The sequence below is a fragment of the Paucisalibacillus algeriensis genome (assembly GCF_000577245.1).
Lineage (GTDB): Bacteria > Bacillota > Bacilli > Bacillales > Amphibacillaceae > Ornithinibacillus.
The window spans coordinates 259,675-281,569 of record NZ_CBYO010000001.1; the positions used below are offsets into that span (position 1 = coordinate 259,675).

The 21,895-nt window shown below is 34.6% G+C and carries 20 protein-coding genes; 16 read left to right on the plus strand and 4 right to left on the minus strand.

Features of this window, described 5'->3' with window-relative positions; translation table 11 throughout:
• Positions 1 to 65 precede the first annotated feature (65 nt).
• Positions 66 to 911, plus strand: a complete 846-nt coding sequence (locus tag TY11_RS01125; RefSeq protein ID WP_042142070.1) for a transporter substrate-binding domain-containing protein — start codon at positions 66 to 68, stop codon at positions 909 to 911.
• 9 nt (positions 912 to 920) lie between these two features.
• Complete coding sequence (locus TY11_RS01130) at positions 921 to 1,622, plus strand: amino acid ABC transporter permease (RefSeq protein WP_042142071.1); 702 nt, start codon at positions 921 to 923, stop codon at positions 1,620 to 1,622.
• A gap of 59 nt (positions 1,623 to 1,681) precedes the next feature.
• Here the strand turns inward: TY11_RS01130 and TY11_RS01135 are convergent, their stop codons facing one another.
• On the minus strand, positions 1,682 to 2,857 hold the full coding sequence (locus TY11_RS01135) for an MFS transporter (protein ID WP_042142072.1): 1,176 nt from the start codon (positions 2,855 to 2,857) through the stop codon (positions 1,682 to 1,684).
• Between the two features lie 165 nt (positions 2,858 to 3,022).
• Between TY11_RS01135 and TY11_RS01140 the strand changes: the two genes are divergently transcribed.
• The 5 genes from TY11_RS01140 to TY11_RS01160 all read left to right on the plus strand — a co-directional run bounded on the left by TY11_RS01140 (position 3,023) and on the right by TY11_RS01160 (position 10,507).
• Positions 3,023 to 3,820: a YfkD famly protein gene (locus tag TY11_RS01140; protein WP_042142073.1), complete on the plus strand. Its 798-nt coding sequence runs from the start codon at positions 3,023 to 3,025 to the stop codon at positions 3,818 to 3,820.
• A gap of 247 nt (positions 3,821 to 4,067) precedes the next feature.
• Positions 4,068 to 5,375 (plus strand): Na+/H+ antiporter family protein, encoded by a 1,308-nt coding sequence (locus TY11_RS01145; protein WP_042142074.1) that lies wholly within the window; start codon positions 4,068 to 4,070, stop codon positions 5,373 to 5,375.
• 52 nt (positions 5,376 to 5,427) lie between these two features.
• Positions 5,428 to 6,219 carry a delta-lactam-biosynthetic de-N-acetylase gene (gene pdaA, locus TY11_RS01150; protein WP_081755782.1) on the plus strand — a complete coding sequence of 264 codons (792 nt, stop codon included), beginning with the start codon at positions 5,428 to 5,430 and terminating at the stop codon, positions 6,217 to 6,219.
• Between the two features lie 175 nt (positions 6,220 to 6,394).
• Positions 6,395 to 7,981, plus strand: a complete 1,587-nt coding sequence (gene mbcS / locus TY11_RS01155; protein WP_042142075.1) for an acyl-CoA synthetase MbcS — start codon at positions 6,395 to 6,397, stop codon at positions 7,979 to 7,981.
• A 381-nt stretch (positions 7,982 to 8,362) separates the two neighbouring features.
• Positions 8,363 to 10,507: an ATP-dependent Clp protease ATP-binding subunit gene (locus TY11_RS01160; RefSeq protein WP_042142076.1), complete on the plus strand. Its 2,145-nt coding sequence runs from the start codon at positions 8,363 to 8,365 to the stop codon at positions 10,505 to 10,507.
• A 76-nt stretch (positions 10,508 to 10,583) separates the two neighbouring features.
• Here TY11_RS01160 and TY11_RS01165 read toward each other — a convergent pair whose 3' ends face one another.
• Positions 10,584 to 10,901: a hypothetical protein gene (locus tag TY11_RS01165; protein WP_042142077.1), complete on the minus strand. Its 318-nt coding sequence runs from the start codon at positions 10,899 to 10,901 to the stop codon at positions 10,584 to 10,586.
• A gap of 132 nt (positions 10,902 to 11,033) precedes the next feature.
• The gene (locus TY11_RS01170) at positions 11,034 to 11,216 is read right to left on the minus strand and encodes a hypothetical protein (RefSeq protein WP_042142078.1); all 183 of its coding nucleotides are present in this window, start codon (positions 11,214 to 11,216) and stop codon (positions 11,034 to 11,036) included.
• 126 nt (positions 11,217 to 11,342) lie between these two features.
• On the opposite strand from TY11_RS01170, the gene TY11_RS01175 reads away from it, so the two are divergent.
• The 4 genes from TY11_RS01175 to TY11_RS01190 all read left to right on the plus strand — a co-directional run bounded on the left by TY11_RS01175 (position 11,343) and on the right by TY11_RS01190 (position 14,306).
• Positions 11,343 to 12,221 carry a ComEC/Rec2 family competence protein gene (locus TY11_RS01175; protein WP_042142079.1) on the plus strand — a complete coding sequence of 293 codons (879 nt, stop codon included), beginning with the start codon at positions 11,343 to 11,345 and terminating at the stop codon, positions 12,219 to 12,221.
• A gap of 164 nt (positions 12,222 to 12,385) precedes the next feature.
• Positions 12,386 to 12,751 carry a GntR family transcriptional regulator gene (locus TY11_RS01180; RefSeq protein WP_042142080.1) on the plus strand — a complete coding sequence of 122 codons (366 nt, stop codon included), beginning with the start codon at positions 12,386 to 12,388 and terminating at the stop codon, positions 12,749 to 12,751.
• Positions 12,748 to 13,602, plus strand: a complete 855-nt coding sequence (locus tag TY11_RS01185) for an ABC transporter ATP-binding protein (RefSeq protein ID WP_042142081.1) — start codon at positions 12,748 to 12,750, stop codon at positions 13,600 to 13,602. Before TY11_RS01180 ends, TY11_RS01185 begins: the two co-directional genes overlap by 4 nt.
• 2 nt (positions 13,603 to 13,604) lie before the next feature.
• Positions 13,605 to 14,306, plus strand: coding sequence for a hypothetical protein (locus TY11_RS01190; RefSeq protein ID WP_042142082.1), 702 nt, complete (start codon positions 13,605 to 13,607; stop codon positions 14,304 to 14,306).
• Between the two features lie 147 nt (positions 14,307 to 14,453).
• Here the strand turns inward: TY11_RS01190 and mpaD are convergent, their stop codons facing one another.
• Positions 14,454 to 15,779, minus strand: a complete 1,326-nt coding sequence (mpaD, locus tag TY11_RS01200; protein WP_042142084.1) for a daptide-type RiPP biosynthesis aminotransferase — start codon at positions 15,777 to 15,779, stop codon at positions 14,454 to 14,456.
• A gap of 282 nt (positions 15,780 to 16,061) precedes the next feature.
• On the opposite strand from mpaD, the gene TY11_RS01205 reads away from it, so the two are divergent.
• The 5 genes from TY11_RS01205 (at position 16,062) to TY11_RS01225 (ending at position 21,880) form a co-directional block, all read left to right on the plus strand.
• Positions 16,062 to 17,219, plus strand: coding sequence for a hypothetical protein (locus tag TY11_RS01205; protein WP_155982642.1), 1,158 nt, complete (start codon positions 16,062 to 16,064; stop codon positions 17,217 to 17,219).
• Positions 17,220 to 17,248: 29 nt separating this feature from the next.
• Positions 17,249 to 17,959: an SDR family oxidoreductase gene (locus tag TY11_RS01210; protein WP_042142086.1), complete on the plus strand. Its 711-nt coding sequence runs from the start codon at positions 17,249 to 17,251 to the stop codon at positions 17,957 to 17,959.
• Between the two features lie 22 nt (positions 17,960 to 17,981).
• Entirely contained in the window at positions 17,982 to 18,173 is a 192-nt protein-coding gene (locus TY11_RS01215) for a thiazolylpeptide-type bacteriocin (RefSeq protein WP_042142087.1), read from the plus strand.
• Between the two features lie 188 nt (positions 18,174 to 18,361).
• A complete protein-coding gene (locus tag TY11_RS01220) occupies positions 18,362 to 20,758 on the plus strand; it encodes a hypothetical protein (protein WP_042142088.1) in 2,397 nt (798 codons plus the stop codon).
• Positions 20,759 to 20,824: 66 nt separating this feature from the next.
• A complete protein-coding gene (locus TY11_RS01225) occupies positions 20,825 to 21,880 on the plus strand; it encodes a hypothetical protein (protein WP_042142089.1) in 1,056 nt (351 codons plus the stop codon).
• Positions 21,881 to 21,895: the final 15 nt, after the last annotated feature.

A 21,895-nucleotide genomic window follows, 5' to 3' on the forward strand; every position in this document is an offset into this window, starting at 1 on the left:
ATTTCTCCTGTTACAATCAGAATCGTTATAATAGGTATAACAGATGAAAAAGGGGGAGCTTTTGAATGAAAAAGTTTACAGTTTTGTCAATGTTATTTACGGTGTTACTAATATTAGGAGCTTGTGGAAATGATTCTTATGAAGAAAAAGCGGAAGACAAAATTTGGGATTCCATTCAAGAATCTGGTGAACTTGTAGTCGGTACTGCTGGAACGTTATATCCGGCATCCTATTATCCTGAAGGTTCGGATGAATTAACAGGGTATAATGTTGAGGTTTTTCGTGAAATTGGAGAACGATTAGGAGTAGAAGTTAAATTTGAGACGATGGCATTTGATGCGATGCTTTCTGCACTGCAAAGTGGTCGCGTTGATATGATTCAAGCAGGGCCAAGAGAAGCAAGTCGTGAAAAGTTTGCATTCTCAGAACCTGTTAAACATTCCTTTGCAACTATGATTGTTCGTGCAGACGATTTATCTGGTATTCATACCCTGGAAGATTTAAAAGGGAAAAAAGCAGGTGGCGCTGCTACAACAGTATATAGTGATATTGCAAGAAAATTTGATGCTGAAGTAGTTACATATGGTAATGTGACAAATGACGCATATTTACGAGATGTTCACAATGGTAGAACAGATACAGTAATTAATGATTATTACCTACAAAGTCTTGCGATTCAAGCATTTCCTGATTTCAATATTACGTTGCATCCTGATTTGAAATTCCACCCAACAACAAATAATGTTGTCGTACAAAAAGATGCAACAGTGTTGTTAGGGAAAGTGAATGAGATTATTGCTGAGATGAAAGAAGATGGCACTTTAACGGAGATTTCAGCAGAGTTTTTCGGGGGACTTGATGTTTCTAAGGAACCAGAAGAGGAAGTTATTGAAATCGAAGGCATTGAGTAAGGAGATATTATGTTTGAAATTGATCACGTACAACTAAAAAACTTGTTTGACTTCCAATTAGCTTGGGAAAGTTTACCTTTTTTACTAGAAGGTGTACCAATGACCATTTCCCTAGCTATTCTTGGAATGGTGATCGGTTTGCTCTTAGGGTTCTTTATTTCATTAGGCAGGAGTTCGAATGCTGTTTTATTAAGATGGCCTTCAAGAATCTACATTTCTTTCATGAGGAGTACACCAATTATTGTATTCTTATTTCTGATTTACTACGGTCTTCCGATTATAGGAATTGAACTAACCGCATTCGTAGCTGCTGCCATTGCTTTTGGTTTAAATAGTGCTGCTTATATTGCAGAGATTTATCGTGCAGCTTTATCAAGTGTTGATAAAGGACAGTGGGAAGCAGCTAAGGCATTAAATATTGGATACTGGAAAGCGATGAGAGTTATCATATTGCCTCAAGCTATTCGTATTGCAATCCCTCCATTAGCAAATGTCTTTTTAAGTATCATGCTAGGTACATCATTAGCTGCGATTATTACGGTTCCAGAGCTATTCCAAAAATCTCAGATTGTAGCAGGACGTACTTTTGATGCAATGACCATGTATATTTTAGTAGCATTAATCTACTGGCCAATTGGTATTGCAATATCCTTCCTACAAAATCGCCTTGAGACTAGATATGGAAAATATATAAAACAGGAGATCCAATGATTTTGGACCTCCTGTTTTTTTTGAGAGAAAGGTGCTGTTCCCTTTTTGCAAAGTAGTAATCAGCCTCTAATTGCTGTAACATTATTCCTCTTCAACACCATCGCTATAATGATAAATCCCAACACAATAGCAATCATATAAAAGAATGATACTCCTGGCAAAAATTGAATAAATAATCCACCGATATAAGGTCCTCCAAGGCTACCAATACTAAAAGCGATGCTACATAGTAAGTTTCCGGCAGGCAGTAGAGATGGTGGAAGAAGGTCTGTCATATAGGAAATTCCCATGGAGTAAGTTGAGCCTACGAACATCCCTGCTAAAGTAAAGAACGTAAATAAAGCAACAACAGATTCTTCTAAAAATGCTGCCCCGATAAAGCAAAGTAGGCCCAAGGTTAGGATAATCAACAGTATTTTTCTTCTACCAATGCGATCACTTAATATCCCAAGTGGTAACTGTGTTATCAGACTCCCAGCCGCAAAGCAAGGAATAATCAGGGAGAGTAGATGTACATCATGCCCAATACGTAATCCGTAGATTGGAAATGTTGCATGTAATGTTGCTTCCAAGAATCCATATGCTAATGGGGGAAGCAGGGCAATCCATGCTATTTTTGTTGTTTGAATAAATCTTTTAAGTGAACTTTCTTTTGTTGTTGTAACACCCATATCTTCTTCTGTATTTGGCCAATTATTTCTTACAAATAACATGAGGGACCAAACAATCATGCTCAATAATGCAGAAACGATGAATGGAAGTGCTTCATTTACTTCAAGTAATCTTGTCAACAGAGGTCCAAGCGCAAACCCAAATGAAAATGACATTCCATATAGGGAGATACTTCTTCCACGAGTATGTTTATCTGCTGTGGAAGTAATCCATGTTTGTGTACCAAAGTGTAGCATATTATCGCCAATTCCAATCGCAACCCGTAAAATGAACCAAAACCAAAGTGATTGCCAAACCGGAAATAATGCTAACGAAATAATAACGAGTAAACCACCGATGATAATAATGGGTTTAAACCCGTATTTCTGCATGGGTTTTTCCATAAATGGTGATGCTAAGAGGACCCCTATATAAAGTCCTGTCGCATGTAACCCATTTAAAGCGGAAGAAACTCCCCCTTGCTCTAGAATAATTGCAAGAAGCGGTAGAAGCATGCCTTGAGATAACCCTGAAATCATGACAAGTGCTATAAGAATCCAAAAACGAAATCGATTTAAAATCATTTTGTTCCCCCTAAAGATGACATATATGTATAAAAATAATAACCCTCGAAAAACTAAGGTTAGAAAACTAAGGTATTAGCTTTTAGGCGGATGCCTTAGTTGCACTTATGCAGGACAGAAAAGTTTTTATACTTCCTGTACTGCCAAAAAGAGAGGAATGGACAGATGAAGAATAAATATATCATAGCATTAATTACATTTCTACTAGTGCTCCAAGCTCCAATTATGATCTCTGCTGCAGAAAAAAAGGCTGAAACTAAGAACGAATTTGAAATACCAAGTCATGTCGTGGATATTTCAAAAGAAAATACATTTCCTAATTCTACAGAAGACGAAGAAGTAATTGAGCCAAGCGAATTGACAAAAGAATTAATGGATAGCACAGAGGTCCCAATAAGTAATCCAAATCTGATAAAAATGCTAAATGAATCGACCATTGATCCATCACCAATTGGTTTTGGTTATCGTGGAATGGTCTTTTTGGGACGCTGGCCACTTAACTACGAATCTGATGATACCAATATTAATTGGGAGTATCAAAATATAAATGTTAATGAGCTAAATAATATTGGTGGCAAAGATGCTCAAAAATTAAGCTATAACCAGCAGGCACAAAAGGAAATTAAAGGTGCGTTGACAAATAAAATTGCCAACCCAGATGATGTGAAGCAAATGATGATTATGAAAGCAAAACAAGAAACAAAATTACCTCTTTCCTATGCAACAACTATTGGAGCAGGGACAAAAAAAGGAAATTCCTATAGTGTTCCACAACAAAAATATGGTTATTTACATGCGTTTGCTCCAGCTGTAAATGAAAAAGGGAAGGTAACATTTGGAGAAGTTTATATCCAGTTGAAAGGCACCAAAAAATCACTAGTTATTAAAAATGTTACAAAGCAAGGAATTGGTGCTTGGATTCCAATTCAAGACCATGTATCGTTTTCGGTTGAGATAAAGTAGCTATGTATCGGTAAAAAGGCTCTGTACGTGTGCAGGGCTTTTTACTATACATCATTTCGACTACAGAACCATGCAAAAAGAAGAATGAATAAAAACCAAAAATGCTTAAGATTAAATGACTCTTAGCTTTTCATTAGGAAAAATAGATAGGATCATTAATTTTTTCTAAATTTAGGGTTGATTTTATCACTTTAATGCTTTAGTATGATAAAGTAATAAAGTGATAGTTTCTTAGGGGGAAGAGAAAATGGAATGGGTAGTAGTTGTTTCGGTATTATTAATGACAATTTTAAGTTTGTTTCGAGTGAATGTTATTGTGGCCATTATCATTTCAGCAGTTGTAGCTGGATTAATGGCAGGGTTAAATTTAATAGAATCAATTGAAATGCTAGTTAGTGGAATGGGTGGGCAAGCCAATACCGCCTTAAGTTATGTGCTATTAGGTGCCTTTGCTGTAGCTATTAGCTATACAGGAATTACAACATTATTAGTAAATTTCTTAATCAGAATCTTAACAGGTAAGAAGACAATGTTATTACTTGCCATCGCAGGTGTTGCTTCCTTATCACAAAACGTAGTACCAGTTCATATTGCATTTATACCAATTCTGATACCACCTTTATTAAAGCTATTTGATCAGATGCGTATTGACCGACGAGGAGTTGCACTAGCACTAACATTTGGTCTGAAAGCTCCATATGTCATGATACCTGCAGGGTTTGGACTTATATTCCATGGAATTATTCTTGACGGCATGACGCAAAACGGTGCAGAAATTACCTTGAGTCAAGTATCACTAGCAATGCTAATCCCTGGGTTAGGGATGATAGTTGGATTATTAATTGGTGTATTCTTTACATATCGTAAAGATAAAGATGCCCTTCTTGATGTAGAAGGTATGGCTGATTTCGTTAAACCGACGGAAGAAAAAGTGACCTTTAATAGAAAACATTTACTTACAATTGTGGCCATTTTAGGTGCGCTTATCGTACAAATTGTCACAGGAAACCTAGTTGTAGGTGCATTAACCGGACTTATCTTGATGGTTGCCTTCATCGTTGTTCCGTTTTCTAAGAGTGATAAGATTGTTGCTGATGGTGTCAGTATGATGAGTACGATTGCATTTGTGATGCTTGTTGCATCTGGCTACGGGACAATTTTAAAAGAAACAGGTGCAGTAGATGCGTTAGTCGAGGTTTCATCTGGGTTCTTAGGGGATAATAAAGTATTGATCTCTTTTGTGCTTTTACTAGTGGGATTAGTTGTTACAATCGGAATTGGCTCATCCTTTGGTACGATTCCAATTATCGCAGCATTATTTGTACCGATTTGCGTGGCTGCTGGTTTTTCACCACTAGCAACTGCTGCATTAATTGGTACAGCCGGTGCCCTTGGGGATGCTGGTTCTCCAGCTTCTGACAGTACATTAGGACCGACGTCAGGATTGAATGCGGATGGTAAGCACAACCATATTTGGGATACCTGTGTACCAACGTTTATCCATTTTAATATTCCTTTATTTATTTTTGGTTGGGCAGCATCATTATTTTTGTAGAATAAAAATCTTGGTTTTTGCAAAAGGTAAGAAAAAAATAGGTGGGGTATCTATGCGTAAATTAATGGTAACCACCCTGATATTTTTTCTTGCCTTTTTTTGTGTTCATTTTAATGAGGTAGAAGCTCGGGGTTATGGTTGGGGATACAAGAAAAATTCAAATCATGAAATTCCGGATGTCGGCAAGTATAGCGAAATTCTACGAGAACATGGTGCATATTATGTAGATGGATCCGGTGAAAAAACACTATACTTAACGTTTGATAATGGCTATGAGCAAGGCTTTACCGATGAGATTTTGGATGTATTAAAGAAGGAGAGGGTTCCTGCTACTTTCTTTGTAACAGGGCACTACGTAAATTCAGCAACTGATTTAATAAAGCGAATGGTTGATGAAGGCCATATAATAGGGAACCATTCCTATCATCATCCAGATTTTACAACAGTCAATAAAGATGTAATGAAGCGAGAATTAGAAACGTTAGAACAAGCTGTTTCGAAGGCTTCTAAGCAAAAAGACATTAAATATGTTAGACCTCCTAAAGGAATGTTTAATCAACAAACCCTTGAGTGGGCAAACGAATTAGGATATATTCATGTATTTTGGTCAATAGCAATTATTGATTGGGATACAAATGCTCAAAAAGGGTGGCAGTACGCGTATGATCAAGTAATGAATCAAGTACATCCAGGAGCCATTATCCTACTTCATGCAGTTTCTGAGGATAATGCAAAAGCACTAGGTAAAATAATCCAAGATTTGAAAAAGGAAGGTTACACTTTCAAAAGTTTAGATGATTTTGTATTAAAGGAAAAATTGCCGCAACCGATTTATGGTTACTAATCATAAGTTTAAATAGAATTGCTCCCCTTACATCACGATAATGCTGAGAGGGGAGCATTTTTCTTTCAGTTTACTTATTCATGCGTTGTCTCTCCTATATAGTAAAAAATAATTATTTTAAAATTTCTAAATTATTGTTATAATGTTCCCTAAATAACAATAGGGAGTTGATAGAATGAAACGAGAAGATCTAATTGCTCCTAAGAATTACAACATCGTTATGGAATTTGAGAAACATGCCAAAGACGAGGAGAGGAAAGCTCTAATATGGCAAGATGAAGAAGGAAATAAATCGGAAATTACATATGGGCAATTAATGAAAAATGTAAATAAGATCGGAAATGTATTCCTTGAAAATGGTCTAAAACCAGGAGATAAATTACTTGTCATGATTCCTAGGAGAATTGAAGCCTATGAAGTGTACTTAGCGGCATTGAAAGTGGGAATTGTTGTTGTTCCAAGTTCAGAAATGCTAAAAACCAAAGACCTTCAATATCGAATTAGCCATGGAGAAGTTAACGGTGTTGTTAGTTACTCTAGCTTCACAGAGCAATACATAAATCTGAACGAATATGACTCTCTAACCAAATTTTCAGTTGGGGATCCAGTAGGGGGGTGGCATTACTTGACTGGATTAATGGACGGTGCCTCGAATGAGTTACCTATAGTAGAAACTACACGTGATGATATAGCTTTTATTTCCTATACATCAGGAACAACAGGAAATCCAAAAGGAGTTGTCCATACACATGGGTGGGGATTTGCCCATCTGCAAACCGCACCAGAACACTGGCTATGTGTGAATGTTGGGGATAAAGTATGGGCTACTGCAGGACCAGGTTGGCAAAAATGGATCTGGAGTCCATTTCTTTCTGTTCTAGGAATGGGTGCAACTGGGTTTATTTATAATGGTAGATTTAATGCAGAAAAATATTTAAGTCTATTAGAAGAACAAGAAATTAATGTACTCTGCTGTACACCAACAGAATATCGACTAATGGCTAAAGTTGACGATTTATCTAAGTATAAACTCCCTAATTTAAATAGCGCGGTCTCTGCAGGTGAGCCATTGAATGTAGAGGTGATAAATACCTTCCGTAAGTATTTTAATGTAACAGTACGTGACGGCTATGGTCAAACTGAAAATACGTTATTGCTAGGTGTAATGGAAGGTATGGAGGTAAAGCCTGGTTCCATGGGGAAGCCAACTCCAGGTAATGATGTGGAAATTGTCGATGAGTTTGGAGAACCTGTTGGAGTGAATGAGGTTGGTGATATCGCTGTTCGCTTGAACAGTCCTGCACTGTTTATGGAATATTACAAAGACCAAGAGCGCACGAATCACTCCCGTAGAGGCGACTTTTATATAACGGGGGACCAGGCACGAAAAGACGGGGATGGCTACTTTTGGTTTGAAGGCAGAAGTGATGATATTATAATTAGCTCAGGATATACCATTGGACCTTTTGAAGTAGAGGATGCTCTTGTAAAGCATCCATATGTTCAAGAATGCGCAGTAATCGCAAGTCCAGATCAAGTACGTGGAAGTATTGTAAAGGCTTTTGTTGTTCTGAAAGATAATGTAAAAGGTGAAAATGAACAGCTTGTAAAAGAACTTCAGGATTATGTAAAAAATCAAACCGCACCATATAAGTATCCTAGGGAAATAGAGTTTATTAAAGAATTACCGAAGACAATTTCTGGAAAGATTAGACGAGTTGAATTGCGGAAGAGAGAAACAGAACGGAAGGTTTCTCAATAGATTGAATGGAAAGGCAGCCGGACTTGGTTGCTTTTTCTGTTGGTTTGAAGTGAAGTATGGAAGGGTTGTTTACATCTTATTACAAGGAACCTCTGGTTGAATTGAAGTATAAGAGAGTTGTATGCATCATGTTGACATGATGATTAGGTTGAAAAAAAATATATGATGGTTGTACACATCATATTGCCATGATATTTGGATAGAATGACTCATAGCAAGGGTTTCAACTATAACTGTACTATCTTTTTCCAGAACCACCACAAAAAATTCTTCAAAATACTTGAAAGTCAAAAAAGGTCAGAGTATAATAAAGTCATAAGGTCAAAGATAGTCAAAGTCAAATTTGATCTTGAAATGATTGAATTAGGAGGAATGGAAGATATGAAATGTCAAAAATGTGGTGTCAATGAAGCAAATATCAATATGGCAATGCAAATGAATAACGAGAAGATGCAGATGCACCTTTGCAATTCATGTTTCCGTGAAATCCAAGATAATATGATGAGTGAAAATGGATTTTTCCAAAACCCATTTTCGGGCAGTCATGAAAATGATTTTGCGTCAAACTTTTTCCAAAGTAATGGTGAAATGAATTCACATACAACGACAAAAACGAAACAAAAACAAACTAAACGAAATGGATTATTAGATCAATTAGGTAGAAACTTAACAGACGCTGCACGTGCGGGTGACATTGACCCGGTAATTGGCCGTGACCAAGAAGTTAAGCGTGTCATCGAAACTTTAAATAGAAGAACAAAAAACAACCCAGTTCTTATTGGTGAACCTGGTGTTGGTAAAACAGCAATTGCGGAAGGATTAGCTCTTAAAATTACAGAAGGTCAAATACCGGCAAAATTAATGAATAAAGAAGTATATATTTTAGATGTTGCATCCCTTGTTGCAAATACTGGGGTTCGTGGCCAGTTTGAAGAGCGAATGAAACAACTAATTAAAGAATTACAACAACGCAAAGAGACAATTCTGTTTATCGATGAGGTTCACCTACTAGTTGGTGCTGGTACTGCTGAAGGCTCTCAAATGGATGCAGGTAATATACTAAAACCAGCTTTAGCTCGTGGTGAGCTACAAATCATAGGTGCTACAACCTTAAAAGAGTATCGACAAATTGAAAAAGACGCAGCACTTGAACGACGATTCCAACCAATTATCGTCAAGGAACCATCCACTGAAGAAGCAGTGCAAATTTTAAATGGTATTAAAGATAAATATGAAATTTTCCACGAAGTCCGTTATTCTGAGGAAGCAATCCAAGCATTTGTAACATTATCAGATCGTTACATTCAAGATCGATTCTTACCAGATAAAGCGATTGACCTAATGGATGAAGTTGGTTCCCGTTTGAATTTAGCAAACGCACAAAAAGATTCAAACTCCATCCAAAATAGACTAGATGAAGTAATAAATGAAAAAGAAGCGGCTGCAGAGCAAGAAGATTATGAGAGAGCAGCAAACCTACGCTATCAAGAAATACAATTACAGAAACAACTTGAAAAAGCAAAAGGCGAAGAACAAGTAATAGATGTGGATGTATCCGATATCCAATTGATTGTAGAAGAAAAAACAGGTATTCCTGTGACAAAACTACAAGCAGACGAACAAGAAAAAATGAAAAACATCGGTGAAAATCTCCTAAAAAAAGTAATTGGACAAGAAGAAGCGGTTGACAAGGTAGCGAAAGCAATCCGTCGCAGCCGTGCAGGGTTAAAATCAAAGCATCGCCCAATTGGAACATTCCTATTTGTTGGTCCAACTGGAGTTGGTAAAACCGAGCTAACTAAAGCACTTGCTGAAGAATTATTTGGTAATCGTGAGGCAATGATTCGTCTTGACATGAGTGAATATATGGAGAAACATTCCGTGTCTAAACTTATTGGAGCTCCTCCAGGATATATTGGACATGACGAGGCCGGCCAATTAACAGAGCGTGTACGTCGTAAACCTTATTCCATCGTACTATTGGATGAGATTGAAAAAGCACATCCGGATGTTCAAAATATGTTCCTTCAAATCATGGAAGATGGTCATCTAACAGATTCTCAAGGTAGAAAGGTTAGTTTTAAAGATACAGTTATTATCATGACAAGTAATGCGGGAACTGGTTTAAAACCAATCACTGTTGGTTTTAACAAAGAAAAACATGAGTCTGTATCTGTGTTGGAGAACTTAAGTGCTTACTTTAAACCGGAGTTCTTAAACCGAATTGATGCTATTATTAACTTCAATGAATTAACAGAAGAAAGCCTAATGAGCATTATTGATCTAATGCTAGGTGAACTTACTAACACAATTAAGGAAAATAATATTGAAATTACCATTACAAATGACGCGAAAAAAGTACTTGTTAAACTTGGATATGACCCTAAATTTGGCGCTCGTCCACTTCGCCGTGTCATCCAAGATAAAATTGAGGATCCTTTAACAGATCTTCTATTAGAAGAAGGAAATGTGGATAAATTCCATGTAGCTGTGAAGAATGGAGAAGTAGTCGTAAGTAAAGCTTAATTTATTCGGGGAAAGTTAAAACGCATTGGATTAGTTTCCAATGCGTTTTTTTGTAAAGAAAAAAGCAAGCAACAGCTTACTTTTTTAGTAAATAAGAATTCTCCTGATGACGAATCGAAATATCTTCCAATTCACACATCATAAGAGCTGTATGATATCGTCTCTCCAGAGTCTCAATAAATTCTTTATATGTTTCTTCTGTTATTGATTTTTGCCAAGTAAACTGGAAAGAAAATAAATCATGATTTTGTTTATCCAAAGGATTGAACATCATATTACCTTTAGTTGCTATCATATTGGCATGTGCAGCTAAATTTAATAGTAATACTTCTACAATTTTTAATTCCCGTTCATTTAAATCATGATTTTCTTTAGACACAGTAACTTCTACCATAGCGACGCTAATAAAAATCTCCACCTTTATTTAATTTTCTAACTTAGCTAATACCTCTAAAGTATGAAGTTTTTTACTCATAACAATTCCCCCTAAAACATTTAGTATGGAATATCCTTCTTTTTCCAGCAGTTATTCTTTTTTAGTTAAATAAGCAGACAATAAAGAAGCAATCCCCAAAAATACGAAACTAAAGGATAAATATTGCTCCTTTATTGGTACATTATTTTCAACAAAAAGAATAATGCCTAATACAACAGAAAGAATCCCAATCCAAAAACTTATTTTCCCAACTAATGTGAGCCCCCTAAACAAATCTAAACATCCCCTATTTTTTAGTCTAATTACTTTTACGAACAAAAATTAAAAAGGTTTCACATCATAATTCCCCAAGAACGTGAAAAGATAATAACGAACTCTTTTATAAAGGATGTATCCGTCATGCTGCAATACAGAAGATTTTTTTCTTTTTTGATTGCATTTTTCCTATTTTTTGCGGCGTTAGACAGTACACCTGCACATAGTCAGCCAGCCAAAAAGATGGAAGTGCATTTTATTAACGTCGGTCAAGGGGATAGTATAGTTGTAAAAACTCCAAACGGGAAAACTATATTAATTGATGGTGGGTCACCTAAGGCTGGAAAGAAAGTAGTCAAGTATTTAAAGGAATTGGGAGTCGAAAAGATTGATCTGCTGATTGCTACACATCCAGATAGGGATCATATAGGTGGGCTTCCTGCGGTAATGAAGGAATTCAAGGTCACGAAAATACTGGACTCGGGAAAGCTTCATATTACAAGGGCATATGCCAATTACATGAATGAGGTACGGAAACAGGAAATCCCACTGGTAGTTGCGAAAGAAGGGGAAAATATATCGATTGATTCCTTAATTGATTTTAGAATCCTAAATGCTTATGGCAAAAGGAAGAATAATAATCAATCATCAATTGCCTTAAAACTTAGCTATAATGATATAGATTTTTTGTTTTTAGGAGATATTGAAGACGAGCAAGAAGAAAAAGTTGCTAAAAAATATGATGTTCGTGCAGAAATTATCAAAATTGCCCATCATGGTTCAAAAACAAGTAGCTCAGAAAAATTTCTTGAAATCGTTGAGCCTGATGTAGCAATTATAACGTACAGTAAATACAACGATTATGGCCACCCGGTAAATCGTGTCATAAAAAAGCTATTTGATCTAGAAACGAATATATTTTCTACTGCAGTATATGGAGATTTAGTTGTTCATACAGAGGGAGAAAACTATCTTATTTATCCACAAAAGACACCACTTCATGGACTACTAGAAAGTAAATGATATGAGTTAAGGGGACAGTCCCTCACCGCTTTAAAGTGATAAATTGGTGAGGGGCTGTCCCTTTTATTAATAAAAGAATATTAACAAATTATGTTGACATAAAATACGATATGTTATATGGTTAGTTACATAAGTAATTAACCACTTAACGAAGGAGCTTGAAGATGAAAAACAATTTGGATGATAACAAGCCAATATTCCTTCAAATTAAAGAACAACTAGAAGATTCGATTATTAATAACGACATAAAAGCGGGGGAGAGGGTCCCATCAACAAACGAATTTGCAGCCTTTTATAAGATTAATCCAGCTACAGCTGCAAAAGGGATTAATGAGCTTGTTACGGAGGAAATTTTGTATAAAAGAAGGGGTGTCGGCATGTTTGTTACGAACAATGCGAAAGAGATTTTGATTGAAAAGCGTAAAAAAACATTTTTTGAACATTATATTTTGCCATTAAAAGAAGAAGCTAAAAAACTCAATATTAGTGAAGCTGACTTAATGAATATGATGAAGGGGGAACAGGTATGAAGATTGAAGTTAAAAATTTAACAAAGAAATATGGTAGTAAATTAGCATTAGGGGGAGTGTCATTTACTCTAGAGGAACCTAAAATTTATGGACTTCTAGGTCGTAATGGTGCAGGTAAGACTACGTTTATGGAAATCTTAGCAGGCCAAATTATTGCATCGAGTGGGGAAATCTTAATAGATGGGGAAATTTCTTTTGATAACCAAAGATTAACTGAATCGATTTGTTTAATTAAAGAAGGGCAAAATTTTAAAAAGGAATTATCGATAAAAAATGTATTAAAAATTAGTTCCTATTTCTACCCGTGTTGGGATGAAAGGTTAGCCCAAGATCTAGTAAGGGAGTACAATCTGGATCTAAAAGCAAAAGTAAAAGCACTATCTAAAGGAATGGAATCGGCGCTAGGTATTATTGTTGGCCTAGCTAGTAAAGCGCCAATTACTGTATTTGATGAACCATATATTGGACTTGATGCAGCTGCACGGAAGAAATTTTACGATATTTTATTAAGGGAGTACGAGGAAGAACCAAGAACTATTATATTCTCTACTCACTTGATCGATGAAGTAAGCCTAATGTTTGAAGAAGTACTAATTTTACAAGATGGAAAATTAGCATTACAAGAAGATGCAGATATTTTGCGAAATCGTGCTTGTGCGGTGTCTGGAACTATTCAAGAGGTAGAGGAATTTATTAAAAACAAAGAAGTAATTACAACAAAAAAACTTGCAGGTATGATGACGGCATATATTTTTGGGCAAGTGGAAGAGGCGAAAATTGCTGGTCTTTCTGCTGAAGGTGTACCAATACAAGAATTGATGATTTACCTAACAGAAAAGAAGGGGGCTTAGTTATGAATAATCAAGTGAAAGGCTTATTATATTTTTACTTTAACGATCTTAAGCGTAGTATTTTAATATTTTGGTCCATTCTACTTTTAGTTTTAGTAGTTGCCATTGCATTTGCCTATTATCTAATAGGTGTAGAGGATGGAATGATGGCATTTGGCTTTCCGTTTGCAATTTACTTTTACTGTGCTGTTTTAGGGTTTATGACAGTGAAGGAGTATATACCATTTGCAATTAAAATAGGAGCCACTCGTAAAAATATTTATATTAGTCTTGGCTTATTCTTTCTAAGTCTAGCAGTACTCAAGGCAATCATTGCAAGTACGATTCAAGAACTTGTAGTACTCCTTGCCAAGAATACTGATTTAACATCCTTTATGTTTCTTCATCCAGCAATGGCTGTTGAGGATACCTGGATAAACAGAGTATTAATTGACGTTTGTATTATGGTTTTCTTACTTTCCTTTATGTTTGTTATAGGTCTATTATTCTATAAATATGGGTTCGCTGGTGGGGGAGCAGTGGCGGGGATCCTTGCGATTGCCTTATTATTTGGAATTGCTAAAGGGTGGATTTACGAATTTATTGCTGACCTTTTAAAGCAAACAGATATATTGTTCTTTTATCAAATACTAGGAGTTGGACTGTTACTTTTCATCGTTTCCTTTTTGATTGTAAGAAGGGTTACGATTGAAAAAAGGAGTTAAATACCTAGGAGACAGTCCCTCAGTGCTTTATCACTTTAAAGCGCTGAGGAACTGTCCCACTATTTACCGAATACGTGAGGGAACTCTCCTTTCACAATGCTATGATTTCGTAATAAGTTATGTTGGCTTAAATTCACACAATGAAAATCAAAAAATTACTTGATTGAATACCTTTTTGATAATCATAACTATTTCATCTGCCTCTTCTTTAGTTAAGGTAAATGGAGGGAATAAATGTATTCCAGTTGTACGAGGATGATTGTAAAATGGATAAACAATTAGTCCTTTTTGAGTAAAAATCTGAACAAGTTCACTAATATTTTCATAACTGAGACAATCGTAAGACTTTTTATTTTTGACCAATTCAATACCCATCATAAGACCTTTACCACGGATTTCGGAATAATTCTTATGGTCATATAGTGTATGATGGATTTCGCTTCTTAAGTATTCGCCTATATTCGTCACATGATTTAGTAACGTTGTGTCATTAATTAATTGCAACGTGCCTATTCCCGCGGCACAAGCCAATGGATTACCATTCTGTGTAGACAAATGATCGATTTGGGTGTTTTGGTCTGCAAAGGCCTCGTAGATTTTATTACTAATTAAAGTAGCCCCTAAAGGTAGATATCCATTATTTATTCCTTTAGACAAGCATATGAGATCTGGTTCAATGTTAAAATGCTCAAACCCAAACATTTTTCCAGTCCTCCCAAAACCAGTAGCTACTTCATCTATAACCAACAAAATATCATGTTCCTGACAGAACTCCTTTAACATCTGAACATATTCTATTGGAAGAGGAATTGAACCCCCGGAACCAAGTACGGGTTCCATTATAAGTGCTGCAATGTTTTGCCCTTCTCTATTAAAAATATTATGCAATTCTTCCTCAATCTCTTCAAGGGTATTACTATTATCTTTATTAGGGTATTTCTTAACGGGGGTAGGTAAAAATAGCATACCTGTTAAATTAGGACCATAGTCTTCCGATATTACGCGATCAACTCCACTGATGCTCATGGATCCATAATACGTACCATGGTAGGATAAATCTAGTGTGGCAATTTTGTTTTTATGAGGTCTACTTCTAAGTTGGTTGTATTTACGGGCAATTTTAATTGCTAGCTCTGTAGACTCTGAACCAGTACACGTATAGACAACATTTACTATATTTTCTGGGACAAGCTCCAATAATAGTTCTGCAAACCTTACAGTAGTAGGGTTGCTATGTTGTATAGGATTGACATAAGGAATTTCGTCTAACTGATTTATTATAGCCTCTCTAATTTTTGGATTGCCATAACCCATTGAAACATTCCATAGACCGCTTATCCCATCTATATAGACTTTCCCTTGTGTATCTTGGATGTATATTCCCTCCCCTCGAATTATTTCTGGTAAATTAAGTCCATATGATACTGGTTTTAAGGGGTGTACATATGGATAAAGCTTTTTCTTCGTACTCATTAAAACACCTCTCTATTCTATTTTATTCAAAATATAACCCAATAAGTATTTAACATTGATAATCTATCATTCTATTAATTTTTTAAGTTAATGTTAATATAGCTAAATAGTTATTTAAATTCAAGAAATATTATAAGTTATAAAAATTTTATAAAAACTTATTTACTTATTTTCATAGAGGTGATAGAATTGAGACGAAAATAACAATACATTAAAAAAGGTGTTGTTTATAGAGTGCTTGCTGTGGGATACGTGTATGAGGACGCAAATGGAATGTTTCATATGGCAAATCAATTATTAGGATCTACTGTTAATGAGCTAGTCTCTATTGATTTAATTGATTTTAACGTTAACACACCAAATGATTTTTATTCCTTTCTTGAATATCTTAACGTAACGGATTATGTGGTTATATGTGATGGCGATAGAATACATAAATTTGTGGATTTTTTAAACAGTAACTACCCTATCCGTTTCCATTCATTAAATAATAATTTAGAATTGAAAACTGGTCATTCTACTACTCTGTTAAAAAAGAACCTCCAAGTATTGTTTCCTAACAAATTAGATTCATATGCTAATTTTAAAAAGGATACATCCCCCATAAAGAATGAGTTGCATCTGATGTTAACTGGCCATTATCCTTTAAACATTAAAAATAATCTCATAAAACACTTGTATGTTGAAAAAAAAGAACTATTAAGTTGTATAGATAATAGTATTCTAAAGAATTGTGCTATCAATGCAATAATCTTTTATGATAAGTCTGATATGAATATCTCATCGAATCTATTTCTAATAATGGTAAACTTCCAAAAAGAGAAAGAAAAAATAGAATCAATGAATCTTATTCATATGGACAAAGAAGAAATTTTGGAAGGTATAAAATCCTTTCAAGATAGTGGGAAAGTGTTGAATCATCAAATTACTAATGGCATTATTGATTATTCAACCATAATGAACATTGAAAGAAATAATCGATTATTCTATTTTGAAGAAGGCATCTACAGAGATTATGGTAGGAAAAACCGCATAACTACAAACTTTGATGAAGACTTTTACGTATTGGTAAACTTCATAAGTTACATGAAGAATAATATGATTACTCCAGCAATGGCAATATACCCCATGGTTATTAACATTTCAGCTTTACTAGAAAAAAAGCAGATGTATATGGTTACCCCGTTTAATACATTCTTTAGTAAAAGTTTTTTACAAAAACATAAAAACTTTAATTTAATTGGTTTAGTTATAGACGATCAATATTATTTATATAATATTTCCATAAATAGGAATTATAAAATAAATAAAGTATTCTTACTTTTGCTAGAGTACTATTTAAAGAACAATATGGATTCTATGGAATTGCAAAAATACATTCCGGATAAACATAAGTCCATTAAGAAATATTTTTATGAATTTATTGAAAGGATATCATAGGAACTTAAATGTTGATTGAGGTGTAGTTATTGGGGAATATTGTAATCATTGGTTCAGAGGGAACAATTGGACAAGCTGTTAGGAATACTTTAAAGGATCATTTTCAAATTCGTATAGATAAATCTTTCAAGGAAGAAATCTTTGAAGGTAACCAAGCTATTCAATTATCTTATGATATTACATCAGAAACAGAGCTTGATAAGGTTTATGAAGTGATTAAAGAAAAGAATTTGAGTATTGATGGTGTGATATATTTAGCGGGTGTTAATTATATGCGGAACTTTTTTACATCGACAGCAGATTCTTGGCAAGAAACATTCGATATAAATTTATTTGGAATTGTAAAATTCTTAAAACGAGTTTACAACTTATTTTCGGATAAAGTTTCTGTAGTGTGTGTCGCATCACAAAACGGGATTGTAGGACATGAGGATCGTGTTGATTATGGACCATCAAAGGCAGCTATTATCCAACTAGTAAAGAATCTAACCGTTGATTTTGCAACATACTCAAATAAGGATTTTAAGATAAATTGTGTTTCTCCAACTTATGTAATAACAGAGGAAAACAAAGTTTATTTTGAAAGTTTCCCAGGTGTAAAGCTAGTTAATAGAATCCCTTATAAAAAATTAGTAACACCTATCGAAGTTGCTAATGCCATCGAATTTTTAATGTCTGAAAAAAGTGATGGTATTAGGGGCCAAAATATTGTTATAGACTATGGCTACACAGTTGTTTAATTATTTAAAGGAGGTGATAAATATGTCAAACGTTCTTGAGAAAGTCAATGAAAATTCAAAAATTGACCAATTGTTTGCGGATATCGAAGAACTTGAGTTCATCGATATCAACGAAGCAACAGCTCTACCAGAGACGGCAGCTACTAGTGGCTCAGCATTTAGTAGCGGCTGCTCTACGTGTGGTTCAAGCTCTACGTGCTCTTCTACAACATGATTTTACTCCCAAGGTAAAACATGTTTTGAGTGCTCAAGCTCGGGCGTGCTCTTCTACAACATGATTCCACTTCTATGGTAAACATGTTTTAGAAGGGTTGTGCAATGCTATGGGTTTGCCGACCCTTCTAAATCTTATTATTGAACGATTTTATAAATTCGTAAATTCATTTAAAGGTTGTGACTTCGATGTTCAAAATAAATTCTCTTGCTACACTTGTTTATTTTAAAAAAGATAGTGACAATCTTATAACAGCACATAACCATTTTGATTTAGCATATATACGAAATTACTTGGCTGATAAAGGAATACATACGACCCAGTATCTCGAACAAAATCCTACATTAATACACAATCTAATAGATGATATGGTTACCATAGATAATAGAGTATTTATATTTTATCTGGATGAGAAGAATGATGATGTTACCCAGATTTTCACTCGCAAGTTAAAACAACTTGATTCCCATTATACGATAATTTGGACAGGGTTAATTTCTAGTAATTATAGGGAATACATATCTAAACAAAATACTTATGATATAGTCATTACTACTAATTTAGCTGAAAATATATTCCTTGAGTTAAAGAATTTAAGTGGTAATCCTGGAAAAGAAACTACCATCTTTCATAACAGGGATACGTACTTATCAATAAATCAAACTACTCGATATACACCATCTCCATATAAGACGGGAAATATACTAGCAAAACAAGTGAATTCCTATGGCACTCGATTAGATGTATCTACCCTGAACAATTCTCTGGCACTAGATTCTACATATATCGTTAATCAACTTTTGGAAGATTTCCGTTTGTTCCAATCACAAGGTATACAAGGAACGATTAAATTCTTAGATCATGACATGCTTGCTAACGTAGAGTTACTCAATACCTTTTTAAAATCTGTAAAATCAGCAGGATATTCATTTGCATTTTCTGGACAAGTCAGTTTGAACAAACTATCAATCGATATTCTTCAGTCGCTCATACTACATAACTTCAGTCATCTAGAGATTCATTTATATGAATCAGATTATGAAAATGCAATTTCTAAAATGAAAACCATTACTAAGATAGTAGATTCTAATAAATTGAATATTTTATATAGTATTAATTTACCAGAAAATATTTCGGGTGTAAAGAGGAAAGAACTATTTTTTATAATTAATAGGCTAAATGACACAGAAGAAATAGTTGGGAAAGTGAGATATTTGCCCCATAGCAGTTCAATTGCAATTTCAAGTGGAATGAATTTTCGGCGAGAGTATCCACCATCTTTAGTAAAGTATTTTCTTAATCAAAATAAACTGTTATCTATAAGACCAGAAGGAGCCCTTGTTAATGGCTATATTTCTTTTTTAAGTGGCTACTATCCTTATAATTTTACTGGCGGTAATAGTAAGCATATAGGAGTTCAGGATAAATACTTAGGTCCTAAGATTTATCATAATTTAAGTAAATTTCTTGGGATAAATAGTGCAATCATTAATACAACAAATCAACAAGATTCATCTACAGGGAAGGACTTGTTCTATAGCATCCACGATGATTTTGTCCGTGAGAAAAATGATATATTTGACCATAACATGGATGAAGCAAGGAAACATGGGACATTTCTACCGCATTACCATCAAGTTTACCAGACTGATGAGATGTATGTAGAGAAACTTCAGATAGACGATCATAACCGTTATGCACAAATCAAGGTCCTAAAAGCGCCCTATAGGAAAGCAAATGATGTAGGCCTATTAGATGACTATAATTTCTTATCTATTCACACACAAGAAGACTTAGAACACTTCCTTCTTGATATGGAACACTTTATACAAACCGGACAGTTTCGTCACTTGTATGAGATTTCGAGCTTCTTAATGGATGGATGCAGGTGGGGTGGCCCTGAACAATGTCACCTAACGAAACTACATCGGTTCCATCTGGATGACAATCAAACTATCCGACCTTGTGGAGGATGTAGTGGAACAATTGGTAATCTTACAAGCTCCTATATTAATGTAGTTAGTAACGCGGTCCAAATAACGGAAGAAGAGCAAGAGGTTCGGGGTTGTAGCAAGTGCCCGGTAACAGATAGTTGCTCCAAATGCGCTATGCTACCCGATTTTATGAGTAGAGAACAATTTTGTGAAATTAGAAGGAAACACCAATATATTGATGAATATATAAATGCTTCCAATGTCATCAAATACTTGCTGCAGAATGTTTCTCTTTTTAAAGATACCAACTTCCGTGATGTAGCCGTATCAACATCATGTAAATCGCATATTTTTTCAAACGCTATGTCGAAAGGTAATTCTTTTGTAAAAGAACATGTTTATCTTGTGTTCATACAAAAGACGCCAATTATCATTGAAAGTAGAAGTTTTAAGTTATTAAAAATCAATTCAATTGTTGCAATGGTTTTCGAAGGATTATTAAAAGGTGCTTCTAATGAATCGATAAGAGAAGAACTAATTAATAAATTTGAAGTTAATCGGACCCAAGCAGAAGCGTTATTTGAAAACACATTAGGTAGGCTAGTAGAATTGAACTACCTTAATAATAAACGGATATCAGTAGTAAATTAACTGAGATTGCCTTTTATACGTAATTTGTAGAACTAGATTAGTAGATCTAAAAAGGAGTGTTCTTGTATGCCTATTAGTATTTATAACTATGAGAAAGTTAAAATACCACTTATCCTGGAAATCACGAATAATACTACTCTTAAGAATTTAAAAGATAGTTATTATCTTGATAATGATTGGCAGCATGGGCCAAACACAATGATCGTATTCCGTAATGGTTCAGAAGAAAAATATTTGATAGATGAATTAAAAGACTTTGTACAGGAATATACAAATAGAAATCCAATAGATAAGGATTATCTTAAACAAAGACAAGATTTATATAGGGAAAAGCAAAAAACATTAGTAGAAGTTGAATATCGAGATAATGTTAATGTGGATGTATTATTTGAACATGGACAAGTCCATATAAGACCTAAAAAGAGTGGAATCTATAATTCGAAACAACATCGCAAAATCTTTGACCAATATAGAATTAGGCTAAACGAAATTTACCTAGAAATCTTAGGGAAATTTAAAGATTTAACGGTCAAAGAAAAAGCACATCTATTTTTACATCAATTCCGTTTTATAGCAACACTATATGAGGAAGGACCGAAAAATGGTCATCTAACATTTTTATCCCATGCTCAAGGATTCTTATCTAATATTGAAGTTAGAGGTTTGCAAAGTAATATCAAGGAAAACTTTGAGAAAAAAAGAACTGAACTATTTAATAACAATGAAATAATACTACGAGATGATTTGAAAGCTTTGATGCAAAAGTGGGAAGCTAAGTGGACTAGTATAGCTGAAGAAATGAATGAAAACTTTAGATTAGAAAATTATGATGATCCTGAAGAGGGAGTAGGATTAAAGCCGCAGCTTGAGCTATTAAAAAGAGAAATTGCTCCTTTAAACAATGAATTTCATAGTGATCTATTGAGTTTAGATGAAACGGGTGAACTAGCGCAATTTATTCATTCTAAAAAAATGCTTATATTTAGGGACATCGTAAATTTATTTTACTTAAGCCTCCCGTTATTTGAACAAAGTATGGCTGAGAAACAATTCTATGCCTACTCTGTTGTAAAATATTATGAAGCTTATTTTAATGGTGAAGTCCTTTATACAATCAAATAAAGGGTTGGAGGTTTA

Excerpts from the sequence above, each read along its gene's own strand:
- TY11_RS01130 (WP_042142071.1), top strand. The coding sequence starts at position 921 with ATGTTTGAAATTGATCACGTACAACTAAAAAACTTGTTTGACTTCCAA.
- TY11_RS01180 (WP_042142080.1), top strand. The coding sequence starts at position 12,386 with ATGAAAAACAATTTGGATGATAACAAGCCAATATTCCTTCAAATTAAA.
- TY11_RS01215 (WP_042142087.1), top strand. The coding sequence starts at position 17,982 with ATGTCAAACGTTCTTGAGAAAGTCAATGAAAATTCAAAAATTGACCAA.
- pdaA (WP_081755782.1), top strand. The coding sequence starts at position 5,428 with ATGCGTAAATTAATGGTAACCACCCTGATATTTTTTCTTGCCTTTTTT.
- TY11_RS01220 (WP_042142088.1), top strand. The coding sequence starts at position 18,362 with ATGTTCAAAATAAATTCTCTTGCTACACTTGTTTATTTTAAAAAAGAT.
- TY11_RS01185 (WP_042142081.1), top strand. The coding sequence starts at position 12,748 with ATGAAGATTGAAGTTAAAAATTTAACAAAGAAATATGGTAGTAAATTA.
- TY11_RS01125 (WP_042142070.1), top strand. The coding sequence starts at position 66 with ATGAAAAAGTTTACAGTTTTGTCAATGTTATTTACGGTGTTACTAATA.
- TY11_RS01175 (WP_042142079.1), top strand. The coding sequence starts at position 11,343 with ATGCTGCAATACAGAAGATTTTTTTCTTTTTTGATTGCATTTTTCCTA.
- TY11_RS01160 (WP_042142076.1), top strand. The coding sequence starts at position 8,363 with ATGAAATGTCAAAAATGTGGTGTCAATGAAGCAAATATCAATATGGCA.
- TY11_RS01205 (WP_155982642.1), top strand. The coding sequence starts at position 16,062 with ATGGCAAATCAATTATTAGGATCTACTGTTAATGAGCTAGTCTCTATT.
- TY11_RS01135 (WP_042142072.1), bottom strand. The coding sequence starts at position 2,857 with ATGATTTTAAATCGATTTCGTTTTTGGATTCTTATAGCACTTGTCATG.
- mpaD (WP_042142084.1), bottom strand. The coding sequence starts at position 15,779 with ATGAGTACGAAGAAAAAGCTTTATCCATATGTACACCCCTTAAAACCA.
- TY11_RS01140 (WP_042142073.1), top strand. The coding sequence starts at position 3,023 with ATGAAGAATAAATATATCATAGCATTAATTACATTTCTACTAGTGCTC.
- TY11_RS01225 (WP_042142089.1), top strand. The coding sequence starts at position 20,825 with ATGCCTATTAGTATTTATAACTATGAGAAAGTTAAAATACCACTTATC.
- TY11_RS01145 (WP_042142074.1), top strand. The coding sequence starts at position 4,068 with ATGGAATGGGTAGTAGTTGTTTCGGTATTATTAATGACAATTTTAAGT.
- TY11_RS01190 (WP_042142082.1), top strand. The coding sequence starts at position 13,605 with ATGAATAATCAAGTGAAAGGCTTATTATATTTTTACTTTAACGATCTT.
- mbcS (WP_042142075.1), top strand. The coding sequence starts at position 6,395 with ATGAAACGAGAAGATCTAATTGCTCCTAAGAATTACAACATCGTTATG.
- TY11_RS01165 (WP_042142077.1), bottom strand. The coding sequence starts at position 10,901 with ATGGTAGAAGTTACTGTGTCTAAAGAAAATCATGATTTAAATGAACGG.